Source organism: Anaerobiospirillum succiniciproducens DSM 6400 (assembly GCF_000482845.1).
GTDB lineage: Bacteria > Pseudomonadota > Gammaproteobacteria > Enterobacterales > Succinivibrionaceae > Anaerobiospirillum > Anaerobiospirillum succiniciproducens.
Window position 1 is genome coordinate 1 of sequence record NZ_AXWV01000063.1, and the last position, 24,717, is coordinate 24,717.

The following is a 24,717-nucleotide window of genomic DNA, read 5'->3' on the forward strand; positions in this document are numbered from 1 at the left end:
ATACCATAACGAGCTGACACTGGCTTGTTTACAACGTGGATAAGACAACCTGTTGGAATAATCATAGTGCATCCCCCAACAGACTTACCTTCTTAAGAATCAGTGTGGTTTTGTTAAATCCTAGCAATTGCATGTTTCCTTAAAATTCGATAAACATGCGGTTTATAATATGTATGCTAGCTTTTAAATTTAACCCCCGTAAAATCGACCAAGTACTTGGCTCGTGTATGTGCCCATAAAACGAAAAAAGCGACCAGAGCTGATGCCCTATCCCCGACAACAGCAATGATCGCTTAAAGAGATCGCGCTAATCCGGAGGATTTTAGCTTGGTGCGCGATCTCGAGACAAGTTATGGTTTGTTCAAACCAAAGCCATAAAGGCTAGATTAGAACATGTAACGGCACTGTGCGTTTACACCGAAAGAATCAGTGTTCTCAGAACCAGTGTAGTTGATACCGAATGAAGTACCAAATGCACCGTACTGAGCACCTAAGCCAACGGTTAAGCCGTACTGAACTTCGTCAAGAACCTCAGTGTTCAGGCCGATAGCATGAGCACCAGTAAAGGTAGTGGTGGACTTAGCCTCGGTGTCACCTGAGTTGAAGGTTAAGGTGAGGTCAGCGCTAGGAGCTAATGACCAGCCGCCTGCAACAAATGCCTTAGATAAGGTTACGCCTAAAGGTACTGAGAAGACGTTCTGTACGTCAAAGTCAGTAGTAGCCAGTAAGCCGTCAGCAGAGATTAAATCGTAGCTATCGGTGTTCAGGCGAATAAAGCGTGCGCCTAAGTGTGGAGTTACATCAACTACAGGGGTAGCGATTGAGTACTGACCAGTAATACCCATGGTTACTGCAGTGGTGTCAGCCTTACCACGTAAACCAAAGCCCTCAACATCGTGAGAAACAACGGTCATGGAAGCATCACCAACTAAAGCAAAGTTACCAAAGCCCATTGCTGAGTAGATACCAAAGCCGTAGTAATCGAACTCATCCTTTAAGCCGTTACCATTGCCCTTACCCTCGGCATCACCAGAACCGATGTTAAATACTGCACCGAAACGCATGTTGCCGTTAACAGTATCAGCACCGAATGCTACGCCAGCAGCGTCAACGTCTGAGCCATAGGAAGCACCCTGAGCGTTAAAGCCGTCGGAGTCCATGGACTTGTACATTGGGGTTAACCATACACCGCCATTAGCCTGTGAGCCAGTAGCAGCAATGGAGGCAGCCTCAACGCCTACAGCACCAACACGACCGAACATTGCGTCAGCCATGGTAGTTACAGATACTACAGCAGCCTGCTGAGCACCAGCATAGGTTGCAGCGTGAGCTGCAGCATCAGCAGCGATACCAGTGGTATCCAGGATGTCGTTAGCAACCTTACCTAAGAATTGAGCACCTAACTGGCTCTTATCAAAAGTATTGCGACTGTTGACAATACGCTCCTTTAATAACTCACGTACTGGCTCAGAGATAGTAGCAAATGCACCCTTTAACTTAGTGTCATCAGCCTGCAGATTAATAATCGTACCGTTAGCATCGAGATCACCAAATAAGATGCCGTTTGCAGAAGTAACTACTGTGCCAGAAGCAATAGCGTTTACATTGTCAAAGATCTTAATGCCATCATCAGCGCCGTCGAAGTCACCAGTAAGAATGATCTTGCTGCTGGAATCGACTGTAACAGTACCCATTGTATCAAAAGCTACTGCAGAACCGCTCTTTGCACCGTTTCCGTCTAAGCCATAGACTGAGTCATTGATGATTAAGCTGCCGTCTTTACCAAGAGTAAATGAGTTGTTGGGTACTGTTGATGAAGAGCTTGCCTCAGAGCTAACTAATACACCCTTATCAGCAGCAACCTTAATTGGAGTCTTGAGGATTAAAGCAGCCTTAATACTCTTAACGCCACCAGCATCCTTCTTAAAGCTCTTAGAGGCAGGATCCATTAATTCTGCATCAATGAGATACTGCTCTACCTGGCCGCGCTTGTCATCACCAGCAAAGCCAACACCAACTGCTGAGTTCATGCCTACAATGATCTTGCCATCAAGTACCTGAGCATCGCCATTGGCATCCTTATCTGACAGCTTTTCAACAGCTGCAATTGCTGCCTTATCACCAAGAGCTGGGTCAACAAATAAGGTAGCGCCGCCTAAGGTTAACTTGTCAGCATCTAAGGTGCCTGAAGTGCCCTTGTTGTTCTCATCTACGCCTGGGGTACCAATGCTTACTGTGCCAGTACCACTTACAGAGAACTCACCAACATCTACGAGTGCACCATTTGCAATTGAGGCAGATGCATTTGCAGCAGAGAATACCAGCTTACCAGCAGTTAAGTTACCATCTAGCTTAGCAGTGCCTGTACCGGTTACGGTTACGTCTTGGCCAACAGCCTTTAAGGAAGAACCAGCATTGAGGGTAAGAGTCTCGGTATAGACGTTCTTAACATCTTCTGCGTCTGTTGCACCCTCGATGCCTTCAACGACAAGGTGTGAGCCCTTGTTTACTGTTAAAGACTCAATGCCATTAGTTGAATCGCCGATTGCACCCTTAACAGTTACAGTGCCGTTGCCATTGACGTCGCCACCAATAGTTACAGAACCGTTCTTAGGAGCTGCAGCCTTAATAGAGCCAATAGCACCATCGCCATTCAGAGCTAATGCAGAGTCAGCTGCCAGCTGAACGCCTGCTACGGCACCACTAGCATCCTGAATAAACATATTCTTACCATGCGTAGTGCCAGCATTGGTTAATACTAAGGTCTTGTCAGCAGCTACGTCAGCTACAACATCTGAACCAGAGCCAGAAAGCTTCAGGTTAGCGGCAGATAAGCTATCCTTTACCTTGTTATCATCTTTCATGACAATCTGTGTATTGCCATATAAGCCGTTAACGCCTGCAGTAAAGTCCTTAGAACCGTAGTCAACCTGACTTTCAGGTAATGCCTCGAGCTTATCGCCAAAATCTAAGAAGCCAGAGAAAGATGTAGAAATTTTATCTCTAATTTTCTTAGCTAAAGCTGCATCAACTTTGTCCTTAGAATTAAGCTGTAAGTAAGTATTGCCATCAGCAGCCTTTACTGCATCCTTTACAAATTTAGAAGCAGCAGTTCCATCGCCACTTGTTAAAGTGACATCACCTGCCTTACTTACTTCATATACGTCAGCTGAATCAAGAATCAGCTTTGCGCCATTGCTGAGGCTGATAGCAGATGCAACACCTAAGTCAATCACGCCAGCTTTTGATGCGTCAAGCTTAGCATTGTCAATAGTTACAGAATCATCAGCAATACTTAAACTTGCATCCTCATTAAGAGTTACTGAACCGCCCTTAAGCTGGAACGCACCACTGTTAGTTACAGCTACAGAGCCAATTGACCAATCACCAGCTTTAACAACTAAAGAACCTGAAGAAGTGCCAGTTTGACCTAATGTAATTTTTGAGGCGCTAATTACGTTGTCTGCACCAACGCCATCAAGATTTAATGTTCCGTTACCATCAATAGTAAGATCCGCAGTGGTGGCCTTAGTAACTGTCAGATTTTTCTTGATTGTGATATCAGAGCCAGTAATCTTAAAAGCGCCAGCGGTACCAGCAGTAAGCTTGTCAAATGTAAGCTTCTTCTCAGCTGCAACAGTAATTGCTGCCTGATTAAAGGTAGCTGCTTTTGCACTGAAGTTAAACTTTTCTGAATTAGCTAGAGCTAATTTATCGCCACTAATAGCTCCAGCTGTGGTTAGAATCTTATTTAGGTCTACCTCACCATCAGTTACATTGAGGTAGAATTTCTGTCCTGCAGCTGAGCCTGATAATTCGAGCTTACCTGCAAAGATTGCATCATATTGAGCCTTTGAGATGTCTAATACTGACTTTTCAGCAGTGTCACCTTTAGTGTCATCTTTGAAATTCTTAATCTCAATGGTGCCATTGTTGGTTACTGTTGCATTACCAAGCTTAAGCTGACCAGCATCAACGATTAAAGAACCGCTCTGACCAACTGATAATGCACCACTATCACCGTCAAAGGTTACATCACCAGACACAGTTAATGAAGAATTTTGGTTTTTTGCGCCTGCTAAACTAATTGTGCCATTAGTTGAGGTAATTCCACCTTCAATTACAGCGACAGTGGCACCTGTTGGTGCTGTTACTGAAATAGTGCCGCCATTGAGCTTAATGCCATTCTTTGATGAAACCTTATCATCAGCAGTCACACTATCAGCAAAGTTTAACTCACCACCATTTGCAATCTCAAATGATGATGTATCACCTTGAATAGTAATAGCACCACTCTTACCAACTACAACCTTGCCTGTTGCAGCTGCTGTTGGAGCAGGAATCCCCGGAGCTGCTGGCTTATTACCGATGTAAAGCTTAGTAGCAGTTAAAGAAGATCGCTGGGCGGCATCACCAATAGTGGCAGTGCCGTTATAAACATTTAACTCTTTTAAAGTTACCGCAGCACCTTTGTTAGTACCAGATGGGTCACCAATACCTAAAGTAACACCTTGACCGTTAAGGGAGATGGTTCCGCTCTTAGCAGTGTAATTTACTACACCGCCTGCCTTAGTGCCAACAATAGTATGTTTACCAGCTGTTACTTCAATATTGAATGCGTTGTTATTTGCAGCAGGATCATCGGCAGCTGTAATTTCAAGCTGATTCTCTGCATTAACTTGAGTTAATGTAGTATTTAAATCGCCCCATTTAGTAATTGGAGTTGCAGCCTGAGCCTGGCCTGCTGCTAAAGCGGCGGCGGCCATGGCAGCTACCATGGCGATGTTGGCGTTCTTGAAAATAGCGCGGTATTGAGCCATTAAGAACTTAATGGCGTTGTTGGTTTGCTTCATTCTTTGTAAGCTTAATAAAACCGAATGTGTTTGCGATTTAAAGGCTAGACTGCATGTTGTGGAGGAGAGGAGATCTTATGCTTTGTAGATCACGATATGAATGCAGCGCAAATCGCTTTGAAGATAAGTTTGTTGTTATGCCAAGTTTAACACTATTTAGATGATGTGCGCGTTAGTTGAAGACTATGCGTAGTTTTAAGTGGGGATCAAAGCATTCGATAGCTGTAGGCATGTCTACACGCTAGTAACGGTTTGGTAACCCAATAGAGCATGCAAACAATGTATTCTCAGCTAATACATTAGATTCAGTAGTTAAGTTAAAGAGTTATGATCTTTCTACTGATATAAGGAAGGATGCCTTGACCAGTCTATGTAACTGGTGTGCCATCACAGCAAGGGGCTTTCGAGTCCTATGCTTGCCCTAAATTCAGTATTTGCTAGGCATATACATAAGTCCCCTGCATCAAAATTTTATGACCCCCCCCCCCCTAGTATAGTTTTTATACTTGATAATGAATTTAAGCATATGTCTTTATGTACCAAGTACATGGCATGCCCTCATTGTATCGCGACTTAAGAGCTATTCTTTACCCAAGATCGCGACGCATATGAGAGCATTGCGTATTAGCATAGCTGCTGTAAATACGATACGTTTGAGTATGCCTTTAAAAGCCATCTATAGAAGCACCACCACAAATCTCATTGCTTAATGAGCATGTATGGTATTAGTGTACAGCCTCATATAGCCTTGCTATTAGATAGTCGCGTTCAATGCGTTCAAAGGATAGGACTGAATTCAGCATAAGAGCTGCTGTACCGATGAGCATACGTCTAACTATGTGACAGAAGTGATTAGCCGCTTAAAGTCTTATCGGTAGCATGTGGCAAAGAGTCTAAGTTGATGCCTTGCAAAACTATCCATGCTAAGCATGGTATCTTGGTCTAATGCCTCTACTGCATCATTGGCTTTTAATTCGTAGCTACTAAAGGGTTTTCATGTAGTCCATCTCTGCATTCACAGTAGAAAGATAAAGAGATGTAAGTCTACTGTAACAGGGCTTGGGCAGGTAACAACAAGGCTATCTGTGCGACCGCTATGGCTAATGCTTCATGGTGATAGCAGGACATATCAACCGACACTGTAGTTGATTTTATCCTTGCGTTCTGCCTGATGATGATGGCGGGCGAGTTACGGCTTCCCGATTAGTCAGACTGCTTGTATTTACAATGCAGCCTCAGTACAGCCAGCTTTGGCACTTAAATGAAATAGTGGCACGTAGCGACTGTATTGAGGCTAATGTTTATGGATATGAGACGTAGCTCGGCAAGCTAAAAGGCTAACACCTGTTGCTAGACTACGCTATTGCGCAATTAGATCATGGTCATGAACCTTGAGTTATCTGTCATGTCTAACAGAGCCATCAGGGTACAACCAGACACCATCGCTTAAATATACAGGTTGCTGACCATTTCCATCTAAGGATTGATAGACATCAGCCATATCAGAGTCGATAACGCGACTCTCTAATTTCTCGTCAGCATACTCGCTCTCTAATAATTTGCGTTCACTTTCGGTAATACGTGTTACCCTTGAATATCCCATCTTAAATGTTCCTTTCACTAAGAGTTTAGATACTTTCAATGCGCTCTTTATGACTTGCAGCCAATGTTGCAAGCTCTTTAGACTACGCTAATGAAAGGTCAGAGATTGTCACTTGCAACAAAACTACATTGCATCGTGACATGATGTAGCAAGCTATGTGGTTCTTGCTGTGAAAGATTGTCTAAACACTCAAGTGCTCAAGCACCTAGGTTGGCATCGCCAGATGAGCTGTGGCTCATCTAGCTACTACTATGTTATGTACTCAAGCGGCTACATAAAGACAATTTTTTCTAACTATCTAATAATTGTACATACTTTATGTATCTAGTAATGTGACCAATGTACAGATTTTTAGATATGACGCACTGATGATGCGAAACTTCAAAGAGGCTAAACTGACAGGATTGGACTTGCTGTCAATATAGCGATCTAGCCTAGTCTTAGGCCCCTAATTGGAACCCGAGTCAAATTCATCAGATACCAAATATAAAAAAGCGACCACAGCCGACGTCCTATCCCTGACATCAGCCATGATCGCTTTATAAGACCGCGCCCACCTAAAGATATAGCCTTTCTGACGCGTTCTTTAGCTTAAATTGTATGGCGAAACGGCAAAGATGCTTTAGTTCACATTTTTGCTTTAACAGTACGTGCCAGAATGTAAATCGATAGGCACATGGTAAGATATATGTATAGTTTTGTCTGCCAGTTTTGAGATGTACTTGTTATGAAAAAGTTGAATCCAGCCACTAGGTCTCAAATTGAAGAGCTTCTTCGCAATGGAGACACAGTTGCCTCTATCTCAAGGGCCACTGGGGTTCACATCAACACCATTTATCAGATTCGCAACTTGATGTACACCAATGAGATCCCCGCAGATGCACCAATTCCGTGCAGTCTGACCTCATTAGCTGATGCGCTAAAGGTCACTATCTTATGCGAGGAGCTTGGTTTTGATCATGCTTATGTGCGCGAGTTATTGGCAGATAAAGCTATTAAGATTGACGAAATCAAGAAATTTCAAGCTTGGTCTCAAAATAACCTTGAGTTCTGCACTAAGGCTACACTTAGAGCTAGAGACCGTTATGAGGCCGAGTTAGAGAAACAAGATCGGTTACACAAAGAAACCGTTCAAAAATTAACCGCTAAATATGAAAAAGAAAACAAAGACTTGGTCATATCGGTTGATTTGTTAAAAAAAGCTATTGCGAGTCTCAGCAAGGAAGACTAACTGCACATACAGTGTCACCTGAGGCTCGCAAACGTGTTGTTTCTATGATTAAAGATGCCGTAGATCAAGGACTATGCGTTAAGAAGGCCACTAATCTTGTAGGCATAAGTGACTCTACATACTATATTTGGAAAGATGAGCCAGAGCTTGTAGATAAGAGAACTAAGCCTCATAGAACTAAAAGAGAACAAGTTGTCACAAATCCTCAGACTAAAATGGCTATACCCCAGGACGTTCGCGAGAAGATCATTGCACAGCTGCGGGATCCACAAATGGCGCATTTGTCACCTCGTCATATTCAGATATGGAGCACTTTTAATTCCGGTGTACATCTAGCATCTGTACGAACATATCAAAGAATAGCTAAAGAAATTGGACGCACTTTTAAAAAATCACATAAAAGAAGTGGTGGTATGGTTAATCCTGATGGCAAGATTGTTGTTCGTAGGCGTTCCTGTCGTGCGGATCGCCCAAACCAAGTGTACATGTGGGATATCTCTTATCTAAAGAACCAAAATGGTAAGAAGGTTTACCTCTTCCTTGTTGAGGATCTCTATAGCAGAAAGATTGTAGGTTCAGAGTTCTTCGATTCACAGACTGCTGAAAATGCTGTTAAGTTCTTCAAACGTATCTTGGAAGAGAACGGCATAACCAAGGCACACAAGCTTGTCGTTCACTCAGATAATGGACCTGCTATGCGCTCATTGCCTTTAATAAAACTCTTTGCAGAGTACGGCATCCAACTGTCTCTAAGCAGACCACACATTAGTAACGACAACCCGTTTATTGAGTCATTATTCAGAACACTAAAGCATGCTTATGGATGCAATGTTCGTCATGTAATTACAGTAGATGAGTGCAACAAAGTTTTAGCCAAGATTGTTCACAGCTACAACTATGAAAGACCGCACTCTTCAATTGGATATGTGACACCAGGCATTAGACATGAAGGCATCGATAAGGAAAACGAGTTCCTGAATACGTTGAAAAAAGCCCAAGAAGCACACTTTATCGCTCATAAAAATAGGTACATTGGCAAAAAGATGCGAAAGTATGAGCGTGTAGGTGCGCAGTTCTTAAACCCTGACCTGGGTGTAAGAGTCATCAATGGCATTGAAGAGGTTCCGGCATCAGGATTCCTTTCCCGATGGGCGAGTTTGATGCTCAAAAACGGTTCATTAGTTATGGCTACACATAAGCCATCTGATAAGAATTCAGACTTTGCACCATTATAGGAGTCGCGTTTGCTCTTATAAGCTGTTAGCACATTGTGTTTGTGGATGATACTCCACACAGTGACTTAGAAAGCTGTGAATCCAGTGCACAGAGATTGGCCTCGACGCGAGCCAGCTTATCTGGATTTTTACCTCTCTGGTATGGCATTCCCTACAGGCAGTGCGGGAATGTTGAGGGGGATTTGAATCAATACAAGCGTCAATAAGTGTTAGACAAGCCTCTTACACTGTTCTTTTTACTAAACTTGAGCTAATGGCTCAGCCATCGACACGATACAAAAGCTTTTTAACCTTAATAGATCTGTTTTTGATTACGCATGCTGATCTAGTTGCATCAAAAAGGAGCAATTACCTAAGTAAGTAATTTGAATATCATTGCAATACCCGTAACGCATCATTTAGGTGCATGTCATTAACACTATTAGTCACTGAACATACCTGATCGCTCACAGAGATCAGACGACTGCTTAAACGCAAACTTAAATTTACTGCCGGCATGAGAGGAAGACTCTCATGTTTCAAAATTCATTGTTTTTTGTCCGGCAGACAGAACTTTTATATCGCGATTTATATTGACACTCATCGCATCAACCATTGGAGTGGATACAGTGTACTGACCAGTTAAGCCCATGGTTACAGCAGTGGTGTCTGCCTCTCCACGTAAGCCTAAGCCCTGAACCTCATGGGATACTACGGTCATGGAAGCATCGCCAACTAAAGCTAAGTTACCAAAGCCCATAGCAGAGTAGATACCAAAGCCGTAGTAATCAAACTCGTCCTTCAGACCATTACCCTGACCCTTGCCCTCTGCATCACCAGAACCGATGTTGAATACTGCACCAAAACGCATGTTGCCGTTTACAGTATCAGCACCGAATGCTACGCCTGCAGCATCAACGTCTGAGCCATAGGAAACACCTTCAGCATTGAAGCCGTCAGAGTCCATTGACTTGTACATTGGGGTTAACCAAACACCGCCGTTAGCCTGTGAACCGGTAGCAGCGATAGAAGCAGCCTCAACACCAACTGAGCCTACACGGCCAGACATAGCGTCAGCCATGGTGGTTACAGATACTACAGCAGCCTGCTGAGCACCAGCATAAGTTGCAGCGTGAGAAGCAGCATCTAATGCCTTGTACCCCTTCTTACGTACCATCTTGCCTACAAATTCAGCACCAAGACCATTTGCATCTGCAAATGCACCGTCAACGTAATCAACGATAAGCTGACCTACAGGGGCAGACACATCCTTACGCATCTCGTTTACACGAGTATCATTTTGGGAAAGGACTAACTTGCCATCTGTAAATTCAACATTAAGTAAGCCGCCAGCTGCCTCACCCTTAAGTTTCGGATTTACAGTAACTGTACCTGTGGTTGTTCCAAAAATTACTTTACCGGTATCGTTCTTAGTGATATCTGCATCTAAGATAATCTTAGATGGGTTTTCGTCAGTTCCACTTGCAGTAACTGAGGCTGCCGCATTGAATTTAACAGCTGCACCGTTCTTTAAGGCTTCCTCGGTGATAATTAACGCTGAACCTGCACCAATATGTAAGGAATTACCGCTAACTTTATTCTGGTAGTTATCTTTTGTTAAAGACTCATCAACAGAGATACCGCCAGTAGTTGCAGTGATTGAAATAGCCTTATTGAGTACTAAAGCATTCTTTACACTACCATTCTCACCAGAGAAACCACCGTTGTTTACAAGGTAAGGAGAAATTACTTTCTCAAACTCTTCTTGTGACGCAAAGCCAACACCAAATGCAGAGTTTCTACCTACAGCAACCTTACCGGCAACAGTTTCTGCAGTACCAGCTGAATCAGTAATATTGTCTGTTGAGAATAATGAGGCACCAGTGCCGTAGTTTGGATCTACAAAGATAGAGGAGTTAGCTGCCATCTTATAAGTGCCAGCATAAACCTGTGCTGAAGAACCAAGGTCTTTTTGAGTACCATCACCGGCAGTACCGATTTGGAGGTGGCTGTACTCACCAACAGCAAGCTCAGTAAGAGTTACATCAGCACCGCCAGCAATAAGGTTATTCTTTGCATCAGAACTAGTTCCTGAAACAAGACTTAAGGTGTTTGCCTCAAGAGTCTTACCGTTAAACTCGAGCACATCAGTAGCAATCTTGCCATCTACCTTGATGACAGAGTTAGCCTTGCCATCAATAGACTTGGCAAAAATATCACCTGACTTAACCTTGATTGAAGAGCCTGCTAATACAGAAACGCTCTTAAGCTCTTTACCACTTCCGGTCTCGCCAACACCACCCTTAACAGTTACATTTCCAACACCGTTAAGGTGGCCAATTTCTAAAGAACCATGGTTGTCAGCGTCCGTAGTAATGCTGCCGATCTCGCCAGTTGAAGCTAAAATAAGCTTAGCACCATCACCATTTACTGCCGCGCCTGCTAAATCACCACTGCTAGTAAAAACAAACTGAGCCTTATCACCTGTTAAGTTTGCGTCAGCCTTGTTTAAAACTAATGAACCACTTGCTGCAGAAACAGTTAGCTTGTCTGCAGATGAAAGCTTGATATTACCAACAGAAGCGGTTGCATCAATGGTGTCACCCTCAATGGTAGCCTTAGTCATGAGACCATTGATAGCTGCCTTATCTTTAACGCCGGTATCAGACCACTTCTTTACATCTGTTTCAGACTCAATGCCACTAAGCTCGCCTACCTGAAGAAGACCCTTAAAATTAGTTAAGCTCTGCTTCAATTTTGCTAAAGAGTCTGCGTTTACTTCACCAATGTTCTCAATCTGAAGAACAGAAGCACCATCGCCTGACAGAGACGTTGCCTTGAATGTAGAGTCACCATTAGCCCATGTAACATTTGAAGATGTGAGAGCGCTAAACATGTCGCTCTTATCGATAATTAACTTACCACCCTGAAGCTTTACACCACTTTCAGCAATCTTAGAGTTGCCGACTCGTGAAGCATCAACAGTACCATTAGTAGCTGTAATTGTACCGCTTGCAGTAGTAGTTAAGTCGCCAGTAATTGCTAGGGAACCGTTTTCAGTTACAGCAACGCTACCTGACTGTACATCTAATGAGCCAACAGTCCAAGCACCCTTAGCGATAGATAATGTACCACTGCTTGGAGTAGTTGCAGTTTGGCCAACTTGAACATTGGCATTTAAAGTAGAAGTACCTGCACCGAGTAAACCGAAGGTACCGCCGCCAAGAACTTTAAGAGAGCCCTTCTGAGAGGCTGTTGCGCCAGTAATTGTCAGGCCCTTGTTGATATTAACTGTTGAGCCTGAAACCTCAAGAGCACCTGACCCACCAGCAGTTAATGAGCCAAAGGTAAAGACTGCTTTCTCGGCTTTAATTGCTGCACCGGTAAATTTAACATCTGCATTTTTCGCATTGAAAATGATGCCACCATTAGTGCCAGTTAAGCCTAGCTTGTTAGCATCAATAGCACCTGAGGCTTTAACGACAACAGTATCGAGGTTGAGTTCACCAGTACCATCAACATTTACTTCAAGGTGTGTATTAGCATTATCACCTGAGCCAGTTACTTTACCTGCAAACACAGCATCATACTGTGCAGTAGTCATAGTAAGTTTGGCAGTAGTTTCGTTTTTAATGGCACCTAAATCAATTGTACCGGCATTAGTTACGGTAGCCTTGCTTAAATCTAATGTTGGGGTACTATCGGCCTTGGCAAGAGTAAGAGTACCGCTCTTTGCAATATTTAAAGTACCACCTTCAAAAGTAACAGCACCGCTGACCTTTAAAGATGTATTTTTATCAGTACCGCCGATCTCGATTGAGCCAGCCTTTACCTTTACATTGCCATCGACCAGGCCATTTCCGCTGTTCTCTACAGCTATAGTACCACCATCAACAGTGATACCGTTCTTAGATGCTGCCTTAGAATCTGTAGCTGTTGCGGCCTTAGTGAACAGAAGCTTGCCGCCGTTGTTAATATTAAAAGACTCAGTTGCACTAGCATCACCAATAGAGCCGCTTGCACCGATCTCAATAATAGCTGATGAGGCTGCAGGAGCTTCGCCTGCTGCAGCGCGACTTGCCTCGCCAGATGCTGCACTTCCAATAGTAATATTAGTAGCAACTAATGCAGAAGCATGACTGTTGCCACCTTCAACAACTACCTTTCCTGCATTGTTAGCAAAGTCTTTAATGGTAACTGAGGCACCTGAATTATTTGCACCGCCAATGGTTAGAACAGCGTCTGCGCCATTTACTGTGATTTTGCCGCCATTGTTATCACCATTAGCTACGGTAAACTGACCTTGAGCACTCTCACCCTTGATTACATGACCATCACCACCAGTAATTGTGAGGTCAAAACCTGTTGTATTTTCTACTGTTCCACCAGAGATATTTACAAGCTTATCAGTGCCGTTAGCAACAATTGGATCAGCCGTAAGATCATTATTCCAAGCATTGATTTCTGCTGCTGCAGCATTAGCTGAACCTGCAGCTAAAGCGGCGGCGGCCATTGCGGCTACCATGGCGATGTTGGCGTTCTTGAAAATAGCACGGTATTGGGCCATTAAGAACTTAATGGCGTTATTGGTTTGCTTCATTCTTTGTAAGTTTAATTAAACCGAATTTGTTTGCGATTTAAAGGCTAGACTGCATGTTGTGGAGGAGAGGAGATCTTATGCTTTGTAGATCACGATATGAATGCAGCGCAAATCGCTTTGAAGTAACATTTGTTGTTATACCAAGTTTAGCACTGTTTAGATGATGTGCACGTTTTGTTGAAGACTATGCGTAGTTTTAAGTGGGGATCAAAGCATTCAATAGCTGTAGGCAGTCTACACGCTAGCAACGGCGTAGTGCCCGTTAAAGCATGCAAACAATGTATTCTCAGCTAATACATTAAATTCAGTAGTCAAAGAGTTATGGTCTTTCTACTGATATAAGAGAGGATGCCTTGACCAGTCTATGTAACTGGTGTGCAATCATAGCAAGGGGCTTTCGAGTCCTTTGCTTGTCCAAAATTCAGTATTGACTCGGCATTTGCATAAGGCTCCTGAATCAAAATTTTATGCCCCCCCCCCTAGTATATTTTGTATGCGTATTATATAGTAAATATCTTATATTTCGTAACTATTTAATACATAATTGCATTTTTATAGCACTATAGCAACTCAATCTTTACTATTAGCTATACAAGATGATGCATATGCTTTGTTTTCACTTGCTAACAATGCATAACTTCCTACCGAAGCTCAATTGGGATCATATGCTTTCCTTTCATAACGAAAAGCGACCATAGCCGATGCTCTATCCCAGACATCAGCCATGATCGCTTAATAAGACCGCGCCTGCCTAAAGGTATAGCCTTTCTGGCGCGATCTTTAGCTTAAATTGTTCGTTACGTTCAGATTAGAACATGTAACGAGCCTGAGCGTTAACACCGAAGCTGTTGGTGTTTGAAGAGCCAGTGTAGTTGATACCGAAGGAGGTACCAAATGCACCGTACTGAGTGCCTAAACCTAAGTTTACGCCATACTGAACTTCATCAAGAACCTCAGTGCTCAGGTTGATACCCTTAACGCCAGTGAAAGTGGTCTGAGACTTAGCCTCAGTGTCGCCAGTGTTGAAGGCAACGGTTAAGTCTGCGCTTGGAGCTAAAGTCCAACCGCCAGCTACAAAGCCCTTAGACAGAGTTACGCCTACAGGTACTGAGAAGACGTTCTGAACATCAAAGTCAGTAGTAGCCACTACACCTTTAGCAGAGATTAAATCGTAGCTGTCGGTGTTGAGGCGGATAAAGCGTGCACCTAAGTGTGGAGTTACGTCAACAACTGGGGTAGCAATTGAGTACTGACCGGTTACGCCCATGGTTACAGCAGTGGTATCAGCCTTACCCTTGAGACCGTGACCCTCAACATCATGAGAGATTACGGTCATGGAAGCGTCGCCAACTAAAGCAAAGTTACCAAAGCCCATGGCTGAGTAGATACCAAAGCCGTAGTAGTCGAACTCATCCTTTAAGCCGTTACCGTTGCCCTTACCTTCAGCGTCACCAGAACCAATGTTGAATACAGCACCAAAACGCATGTTGCCGTTAACAGTATCAGCACCGAATGCTACACCAGAGAGGTCAACGTCTGAGCCATAGGATGCACCTTCAGCATTGAAGCCGTCGGAATCCATTGACTTGTACATTGGGGTTAACCAAACACCGCCATTAGCCTGTGAACCGGTGGCAGCAATTGAGGCAGCCTCAACGCCTACAGCACCAACACGACCAAACATTGCATCAGCCATGGTGGTTACAGAAGCAACAGCAGCCTGCTGTGCACCAGCATAAGTTGCAGCATGAGCTGCAGCATCTGCTAATACACCAGACTTATCGTCGGAGTTAGCAACTTTACCTAAGAACTTGTAGCCAATGGTATTGCCCTTAATGGTACCTGACATTACGTCCTTTAACAGATCGGAAACAGGCTTAGAAGCAGAGGTGTAGTAAGTATCTAACTTGTTGTCCTTGTCAAAAGTCCAAGAACCAGCCTGAATCTTACCAGTATTTAAATCCACCTTTGCAGTGATTAAGCCGTTTAAGGAAACCAGGTCTACAGTGCCAGAACCATTTAAACCAGAACCTGAGAAGATGGTAATGTCCTTATCAGCACCAGTGAAGTAGCCAGCAAGTACTACCTTACCATCACCACTAACTTCACCGCTTGCTGCAGCGAATGAAACAGCGGAGCCAGTCTTTTTGCCATCCTGATCAATCTTATAAGCACCGTCAGTAATGACTAAGCCAGCGTTTGTGCCAAGTACAAACTTGTTCTCAAAAGCGGTTCCTGGTGGGTTAGCTGGATCAATTGCATCCTTAAGAGCTTGACCAGTCTTAGAAGGATCAATCATTACACCCTGATCAGCTGCAATCTCAAGTGGCTTGTTCAGAACAAGAGCCGCTTGGATCTTATCCTTATTGAGCTTCTTGCCGTCAGCAGTCATGTAGCCGTAGGTGGTAAAGAGATCCTTTACTTCCTGAGCACTATCAAAACCGAAGCCTAAAACAGAGTTCTTACCTACACCAAGCTTACCATCAAGCTGAATAGCATCACCTGAACCGCCGTTACCACCCATAGACTTAATGTGGGCAATAGAAGCATCAGCATTCCACTCAGGATCAACGATGAGTTTACCGCCATGTAGAGCTAAAGTACCAACCTCGAGATGGCCTGCAGAAGTACCAGTACCGTCCTTACCTACAAACAGAGAGCCGCTTGCAGTCATGGTTAAAGTGTCTACATCAACAACTGCATCGCCAGCAATCTCGTATTTAACATCGCTGCTGCCTGCATCAAACTTAAGTGACTTAGCAGTTACGTCGCCTAAAATGCTTGAGCCTGAAGTGCCAGAAGAAGTAACAATGATGTCCTGCTTCTCAGCAACGAGAGATGCGTTGTCGCCTACGTTCAGAACCTGGGTCTTTAACTGAGCATTTTCCTTAGTGAGAGTTAGGGTTGATTTGCCCTGTAAATCTACAGACTTAACACCCTTATCATCGCCAATAGACTCAGCTACAACAGCTGAAGTCTCTTTCTTGGAGTGACCAATTACTACAGAGCCTTCATTAGCTGCACCGCCATCAATAGCGCCAATAGAGCCTGATCCAGCTAAGGTTAATGATGCAGTTCCTGATAATGCAACAGCAGCAGCCTTGCCGCCCTTGCTTACAAAGCCTGAATTGCCTGCATTGTAAAGAATGACGTTCTTGCCAGTAGAGATAGTTGCCTTGTCTGCGCTAGCGCCAATACTGATATTGCCAGCTACTACGCCCCTATCAACTGTGCCATTCTCGGCCTTAACACCATTACCGTCGTAAACATCAGCGTTCTCAATAACATCATTAAGTGCTACGCTACCAGATAAACCTGACAGAACGAAGTTATTGCCGAAAGAAATTACACCATCAAGTCCATTATCTGCTAAAGCATTCTTAACATTCTCAACTTGAGTCTTGGACATAGTGAACTTGCCACCGCTGTCCTTGAAGGCATCAGAGAGCTTAAACTCAAGAACTGAGGTTGCGTCAGAAGAAATGGCTTCCTTGGTAATGTTAGAACCACTAGAGTCCTTCACTAACTCAATATCATTAGCGCCTGAGCCTTTCTTAAAGACGTCGGTCTGGTCTAAAACTAAGGTTGAGCCACCTTTCAGCTGAACTGTAGCGGCATTTGAACCACCAACAGCTAACTTCAAGTTACCAACACCAGAGGCATCTAACTTAGAAGCCTTATCAATTACGAGCTTACCAGTAGCATCAGTCTCAAGATTCTTGCCAGACTCAAAGGTATAGCTACCACCACTAATGGTTACAGTTGCACCAGAGCCAGTCTTACCAATCTTCAGACCACCATTGATAGTGCCAGTGCCTGCAGTTGAAAGAGTTAAGTCCTCAAGGAGGTTGAAGTCAGCATCCTTGTTGATGAAAGTTACATTCTCAGCCTCTAATGCCTTGACACCTAACTTGTCAGCTAAAGTAGCATCAGCCTTACCTAAGGTAAGATTCTTTGCCTTAACGGTTAAACCTGCAGCGTGGTCTTTCTTTTCAGTCATGGCTAAATTATCGCCGACAATAGAGCCATTAGTTTTTATAAGTACTGAGTTTTGAGCTGCAGTACCATCTGCAAAGGTAAGTCCTGCAATATCGAATGGTTTAGCGGTATTAGTTGCATCATTAATCTTTAAAGTACCGCCATTTGATAATGTTAAAGTTCCTGATGCGCTAGCAAACAGCCCATTATCATTAGCAATCTTGTCTGAACTAACCTCTAAAGTTGCAGCAGCACCTGAAACTTCTACAGCAGCATGGCTTACGAGTTTAGAGTTGATTGTAGTAGAGCCAGAGATGGTTACAGTAGCACCAGAGGCTTCATTACCAAGAATAAGACTACCTGTACCATTAGTAGTGAAGTCCTTGATAGTGATTGTGCTCTTGTTATGGTTAGACACATTATCTTTATCTTTTTTAGCCCAATCACCATCTAAAGTTAATGTGTTGCCATCACCAATATTCGCACTTGCGCTCTGAATGTCGATTTTGTCTGAGAAAATTGCGCCATGGCCAGCAGATGCATCAAGCTTAGTGCCTTTAGTTAAAGCAACTGTACCAGTACCATCAACTGCACCACGAATGAATGATGTTGCGTGCTTTTCTTTCTCTAGGAACTTACCTGTGAAGTTAATGGTAGCACCATCTAATGCAACCTTGTTATCGGCAACGATATTTGACTGATCTTTAAGATTTACTGTGGAGTCAGTTACTTTTAAGATGCCATCTTGACCAGCAGTGTCTTTAGCATTATCACTTGCACCGATGTTTGCGTACACAACCCAAGCAGGTACGTTATCAGCAACATTACCTGGGGTAACGCCGCCTAAGGTAATTTCTGAGCCATTGCTAATATCAACATAGTTAAAGGCAAAGCCAGCACCTGTAGCATTAATCTTTGAAGAGTTTACGGTAAGGGTACCTACATTGCCATCACCTGCAGCAGCTTTATCACTTGCATAACCAAAGATAGAGGTATTAGCCTTCTCTGTATTAGTGATTGTGAGCTGTGCATTATTAGTTAAGGCAAGGTTTGCTACAGCAATATGCTTATGGGCTGCACCTGTAATATTTACCTTCGCACCTTCAATTTTAGTTGCTTCATTGTTACCTGCATAAGTAAAGGTAGCGTTTACAGCAGTAATATCATCTACATTTAATGCAGAGTCTTTGTTAATAGTCTCCGCCTTAATATCTGCGTTATCGTGTGCATTAGAGAAATCAGACACATCCCACTTACCATCTACAGTCTGGGTAGCATTAGCTGAACCTGCAGCTAAAGCGGCTGCGGCCATTGCGGCAACCATGGCGATGTTGGCGTTCTTGAAAATAGCGCGGTATTGAGCCATTAAGAACTTAATGGCGTTATTGGTTTGCTTCATTATCTGAAAAAGAAATATAAACCGATTGTTTGTTGCGATTAGAAAGAATTTACCAGCTTTGCATGCAAGATTTTTCGATTATGTTTGTTGATTAATGTGCTGGCAAAATCGCTTTGAGATATGCTCTTATACTTATCACTGACTAATGCAGCAAGGTATATGACTATATAAGCATGCGCAAATTTAAGTACATTCAAGGCATCATAAGTAATCCTACAATGCAGCCTGCTATAGTTAGCTTAACGCTGGCTTTATAGCGACTCTAATTAGCATTTAGGAGATTTGAGAGTACTGATAGTACTGACACTAATTCATAGACATCTTAGAAAATAAAGAGGTTATGAATCGTATTTGCTTTAAGATGATGCGCTTAAAATAGCGTGAGTATTTGATGTGCTCACGGAATAAGTCTTTATCCATGGTGCATATGAAGTGCTTTAGATTCTGAGCTTTGTAGAATCTTTTGAATCAAAAATTTTTAGCCCCCCCCCCCCCCTAGTATACTTTGTATACTTAATAACAATAAAACAAGTATACTGAGCTAATATACCTTGTTTCTACTTATAAGACATCACTATTCGCAGTTAATACTTTCTGTGCAGTATTAAAAAGAATCTTGATATCAGAGCATATAAACATACGTCATGAACACTTATACATACCTCATGTACTTGTCAGACTGCTCTCAACTAACTCTATCTTCATAAACAAGTACCAACTAAATATCAGCCATCTTACTGCTACACGATTCAGAACGTCATTGATAACAAGGTCTTTAAACCCATGAGACTATTTCGTTGGCATCACACAATATGAAAAAGCAACCACAGCCGACGTCCTATCCCTGACATCAGCCATGATCGCTTAATAAGACCGCGCCTGCCTAAAGGTATAGCCTTTCTGGCGCGATCTTTAGCTTAAATTGTTCGCTACGTTCAAATTAGAACATGTAACGAGCCTGTGCGTTAACGCCGAATGAATCAGTGTTTGAAGAGCCAGTGTAGTTGATACCGAATGAGGTACCAAATGCACCGTTCTGAGCACCTAAGCCTAAGCTTACACCGTAGGTAACCTCATCGAGAACCTCAGTGGTCAGATCGATTGAAGGTACACCAGTGAAGGTGGTCTTTGACTTAGCGTCGGTGTCGCCAGTGTTGAATGCAATAGTTAAGTCAGCGCTTGGAGCTAAAGTCCAGCCGCCAGCTACAAAGCCCTTAGACAGAGTTACGCCTAAAGGTACTGAGAAGACGTTCTGAACGTCAAAGTCAGTAGTAGCAAGTACGCCGTCAGCAGACATTAAATCGTAGCTGTCAGTGTTGAGGCGGATGAAGCGTGCACCTAAGTGTGGAGTTACATCAACAACTGGAGTAGCAATTGAGTACTGACCGGTTACGCCCATGGTTACAGCAGTGGTATCAGCCTTACCCTTGAGACCGTGACCCTCAACGTCATGAGAGATTACGGTCATGGAAGCGTCGCCAACTAAAGCAAAGTTACCAAAGCCCATGGCTGTGTAGATACCAAAGCCGTAGTAGTCGAACTCGTCCTTTAAGCCGTTACCGTTGCCCTTACCTTCTGCATCACCAGAGCCGATGTTAAATACTGCACCAAAACGCATGTTGCCGTTTACAGTGTCAGCACCGAATGCAACGCCGCCTAAGTCAACCTCGGAGCCGTAAGAAGCGCCCTCAGCATTGAAGCTATCAGCGTCTACAGACTTGTACATTGGGGTTAACCATACACCGCCGTTGGCCTGTGAGCCAGTTGCGGAAATTGAAGCTGCCTCAACGCCTACAGCACCAACACGACCAAACATTGCATCAGCCATGGTGGTTACAGAAGCAACAGCAGCCTGCTGTGCACCAGCGTAAGTTGCAGCATGAGCAGCAGCATCTGCTAATACACCAGACTTGTCCTTGGAGTTAGCAACTGTACCTAAGAACTTGTTACCCACAGCATTGCCAGTGATCTCGCCCTTCATCACGCTCTTTAAGAGGTCACGAACAGGCTGAGAGGCATCACTGTAGTAAGTACCTAACTTGTTGTCCTTGTCGAATACCCAAGTATCCTGCTTAACCTTACCATCAGCGCCAATCTCTGCCTCAATCAGACCGTTAGCAGACTCAAGCTTAATGCCAGTACCGCTTACTAAATTGGTTGCAGTGCCAGAGAAGAGCTGAATACCACTGTCAGCAGCGGTGAAGTTACCAGCAAGAATTACCTTGCCGCCATCAATCTTAACTGAGTTCTGTCCACCACTTTCTAAGGTTACAGCGGCACCAGTCTTCTTACCATCAGCGTCTACTGAGTATGCGCCGTCGGTAATAACAAGACCGCTGTTTGCGCCCATCTTAAACTCATTAGTACCAACAGCTCCTACAGTAATTGCAGTATTGGTAGTATCAATAAGTACTCCGTTGCCTGTTGAAATCTTAAGAGGAGCATTCAGAACTAAAGCACCGTGGAGATCGCTTGTCTTATCAAACTTGCCACCAACCATGTAGCCATAGGTTGAGAGTAAGCTTTCAACCTCAGCACGTGAGCCAAAGCCGATACCAACAGCAGCGTTCTTACCAACTGCTACCTTACCATTAAGAACCTCAGCACCAGTATCCTGATCCTGTTGTGAAAGGTTCTTAACTGCAGCAATAGCAGCATCCTCGGAGAACTCAGGATCAACGATCAGAGCACCACCAGCAAGGTCTAACTTACCAGTCTCTAAAGTACCTGATGAAGTGTCAGTACCGTCCTGACCAACCTGAATGGTAACACCAGCAGCATTTAAAGCATTGATCTTAACAGTAGCATCATCAGAGATGATGAGGTTACCACCAGTAGCTGACTTCAGAGTTAAGCTATCTGCAGTTACGTTACCTGCAAAACTTGAGTCAAGGATATCAGTTGTATTACCAAGAACAATCTTCTTGCCGTCAGCTAAGGTTAAAGAGCCGTCGTTGATAGCAACGTTATTTACATAAACGTCACCAGCAACAGTTACATTTGCACCGTTGGTATTCACCTGAGCCAGCTGAGCACCATCAGCACCGATAGAACCCTCTACAGATACGTTTGAAGGCTTAGATGCAGTACCAACAATTACAGTACCCTGGCCAGCAGAGCCAGTAATTTTACCGATAGCACCGTCACCAGCTAAGGTTAAGGTGTTGTCGCCAGTCATGGTAACGCCAGCAACATTGCCATGCTTATCGGAGACAAACTTGCCGTTACAATCAGCTGCATTTGCGTTCACAAGGGTCAGGTTGCCGCTTGCACCTAACTCAAGAGAAGTACCCTCGTCCTTAAGCTGGGCATTACCTACTGAGTAGTTACCGTTTACAGAATTGCCACTAACAAGAGCCTGAACATCATCATGACCCTGAGCAAAGTTGCTCTGGATGTTGCTAATGTTCTGCTTACCGGATACGTCATAACCAGTCAGGGTCACACCATCAAAGATACCTGCGAACTTGGATGTAGTGACTAAAGTATGGAACTGTTCTTTAGTCATGCTTACATCAGTAAACACGATCTTTGAGCTTGCGTCAGAAACTACAGAGCCGCCAGCAAACTTATCGCCTGAAAGAGCTGTACCACCGCTTAATACCTTAGAGTCATCAAGGTGAAGTTCAGCTGCGTTAGACAGAGTAATAGTGCCTGACTTCAGCTCATAGTCTGATGCCTTTGAGGCATCTAAGACACCTCCTGCGACATTGATCTTGCCGTTAGCAGCATTAACAGTAGCTAACTTACCACCAGAAACTACAAGCTTAGCGCCATCTTCAACATTTAAGGCAACCTTATCCTTAGCTGTAGTAGAAGTAATAGTTAAAGCCTTATCAAGGGTGTAGATACCGGCCTTAATGTTGATTACACCGCCACTTACATTTAAATCAGAGCCTGTAATTGAGCCACTATCAGTAGAGGTTAGGTTTAAGACGTCCTGTAAAGTAAAGCCGGTACCAGACTTAACAAAAGTTACATTCTTAGAATTTAAAGATTCAACACCTAAAGCGTTCTTTGTATGTTCGAAATCAGACTTGCCTAATGTTAAGTTAGTGGCCTTAACAGTTAAGCCGGTGGCATTATCTAACTTCTTGGTAATAGCTAAATTCTCACCAGTAATTACACCAGTGTCATCTGCACCAATAGCAATGGTATTGCCTGCCGCAGTCTCTGCAAAAGAAAGGGAGCCCAGATCAAAAGGCTTTTTAGCATCTGTAGCATCAGAAATAGCTAGCGTACCGCCTTTAGCAAGAGTAACAGAACCTGAATTAGTAGTACCCTTCTTAAAAAGACCAGTGTCATCAGCTAATAAAGCTGATTTAACTGTTAATACACCGGCACCTGACACGGTCAAAGCAGCGTAATTATCTACAGCACTGCCAATCTCAGTATTGCCTGATACAGTTACATCACCGCCTTTACCATCATTACCAATAACTAAAGTACCCTTGCCTGCAGTGGTAAAGTCTTTAATAGTGATGGTGCTCTTTTTGTGCTTAGTAACATTAGGTGCAGTTTTGTCTTCCCAATCACCATCTAAAGTGAGCTTCTTGCTCTCAGCAATAGTTGCAGATGCTTTCTGGATATCGATCTTATCTGCGAAGATAGCACCGTCACCGGAACCACCTAAAACGGTTGCACCTTTAACGGTGACTTTACCGGCATCTGAAGCTGCTGTAGATGCTCGAACAAAAGCAGTAGCATGCTTATTATTTGAATCATCTGTACCGTTAAAGTTGATGGTTGCGCCATCTAAAACCACCTCTACGTCAGCCATGATATCTGACTTGTCTTTGAGGTTAATAGTAGAGTTGCTAACGCTTAATACGCCATTGTTAGCATCATTACCGTCGTTCTTGTTGGCACCAATATTAGAGTACACAACCCAGTTAGGGGTACCTGATACACCACCTTCCGGAATCATGCCGCCTAAGGTAATCTCAGACTGGTTGCTAATCACTACGTTGTTAAAGGCAAAGCCTGCATTAGTTGCAGTGACCTTAGAGCCATCAACAGTCATTACACCATCTTTGCCCTTTGGATCTGCGCCATTAAAACCAAAAATGGTGGAGTTTGCTTCTTTGCTGTTTGAAATGGATAACTCAGCGCCATTAGAGAGTGCTAAGCCCTTAACAGCCAGATGCTTATCCTTAGAGCCAGTAATGCTTACCTTCGCTCCATCAATCTTAGTATTTGCATCCTTACCTGAGAAAGTAAAACCAGAGTTAGTAACATCAGTATCTTTCAGCTTGCTTAAGTCTAAAGCAGATTCTTTGTTAATGGTTTCTGCTTTAAGTGTATTGTCTGCACTGTTAGTGAAGTCAGTTAAATCCCACTTACCATCTAGGCTCTGGGCAGCATTAGCTGAACCTGCAGCTAAAGCGGCGGCGGCCATTGCGGCTACCATGGCGATGTTGGCGTTCTTGAAAATAGCACGATACTGAGCCATTAAGAACTTAATGGCGTTATTGGTTTGCTTCATTTTCTGGAAAAGAAATATAAACCCCTATGTGTTAATCTAGTTTTCAAGATGACCTTTTGGTTTCACCTTACGAAACTATTATAATAGGGCGGATTTCCTTGTGAGGTTTTCCCTATGACTTTTTCCAATGAGTTTCGCGTTAAGGTTGTTACTGATGCGCTCTCAGGCAAGCAGGTAAATGAAGTGGCCAAAGAGCATTGTGTATCTGATCAGTCAGTACGCAACTGGCTCGCTGACCCCCAAATTCTTGCTACAGCCATGTCTGTTAGCAAAGATGCTGCTTCTCAAGAAGATCTGAAATCTTCTGCTCCAGGCACTCTCACCGATGAAGGTGCTCTCGCGCTGTATTTGTTG

8 protein-coding genes are annotated in these 24,717 nt (G+C 43.6%); 3 read left to right on the forward strand and 5 right to left on the reverse strand.

Features of this window, described 5'->3' with window-relative positions; all coding sequences use genetic code 11:
- Positions 1-386: 386 nt before the first annotated feature.
- Together H524_RS0108840 and H524_RS0108845 are read right to left on the reverse strand one after the other, a co-directional pair.
- The gene (locus H524_RS0108840) at positions 387-4,853 is read right to left on the reverse strand and encodes an autotransporter outer membrane beta-barrel domain-containing protein (RefSeq protein ID WP_027939957.1); all 4,467 of its coding nucleotides are present in this window, start codon (positions 4,851-4,853) and stop codon (positions 387-389) included.
- Positions 4,854-6,249: 1,396 nt separating this feature from the next.
- Complete coding sequence (locus tag H524_RS0108845; protein WP_027939958.1) at positions 6,250-6,456, reverse strand: hypothetical protein; 207 nt, start codon at positions 6,454-6,456, stop codon at positions 6,250-6,252.
- A gap of 727 nt (positions 6,457-7,183) precedes the next feature.
- Between H524_RS0108845 and H524_RS0108850 the strand changes: the two genes are divergently transcribed.
- Both H524_RS0108850 and H524_RS0108855 read left to right on the forward strand, forming a co-directional pair.
- On the forward strand, positions 7,184-7,687 hold the full coding sequence (locus tag H524_RS0108850; RefSeq protein ID WP_027939959.1) for a hypothetical protein: 504 nt from the start codon (positions 7,184-7,186) through the stop codon (positions 7,685-7,687).
- 11 nt (positions 7,688-7,698) lie between these two features.
- A complete protein-coding gene (locus tag H524_RS0108855) occupies positions 7,699-8,922 on the forward strand; it encodes an IS3 family transposase (RefSeq protein WP_281171313.1) in 1,224 nt (407 codons plus the stop codon).
- Between the two features lie 511 nt (positions 8,923-9,433).
- On the opposite strand, the gene H524_RS0108860 is transcribed toward H524_RS0108855, so the two are convergent.
- The 3 genes from H524_RS0108860 to H524_RS0108870 all read right to left on the reverse strand — a co-directional run bounded on the left by H524_RS0108860 (position 9,434) and on the right by H524_RS0108870 (position 24,363).
- A complete protein-coding gene (locus H524_RS0108860) occupies positions 9,434-13,501 on the reverse strand; it encodes a beta strand repeat-containing protein (RefSeq protein ID WP_027939961.1) in 4,068 nt (1,355 codons plus the stop codon).
- A gap of 808 nt (positions 13,502-14,309) precedes the next feature.
- On the reverse strand, positions 14,310-18,878 hold the full coding sequence (locus tag H524_RS0108865) for an autotransporter outer membrane beta-barrel domain-containing protein (protein ID WP_027939962.1): 4,569 nt from the start codon (positions 18,876-18,878) through the stop codon (positions 14,310-14,312).
- 940 nt (positions 18,879-19,818) lie between these two features.
- Entirely contained in the window at positions 19,819-24,363 is a 4,545-nt protein-coding gene (locus tag H524_RS0108870) for an autotransporter domain-containing protein (RefSeq protein WP_027939963.1), read from the reverse strand.
- Between the two features lie 114 nt (positions 24,364-24,477).
- Between H524_RS0108870 and H524_RS15105 the strand changes: the two genes are divergently transcribed.
- A partial coding sequence (locus H524_RS15105; RefSeq protein WP_044121885.1) for a transposase occupies positions 24,478-24,717 on the forward strand: 240 nt, incomplete at its 3' end.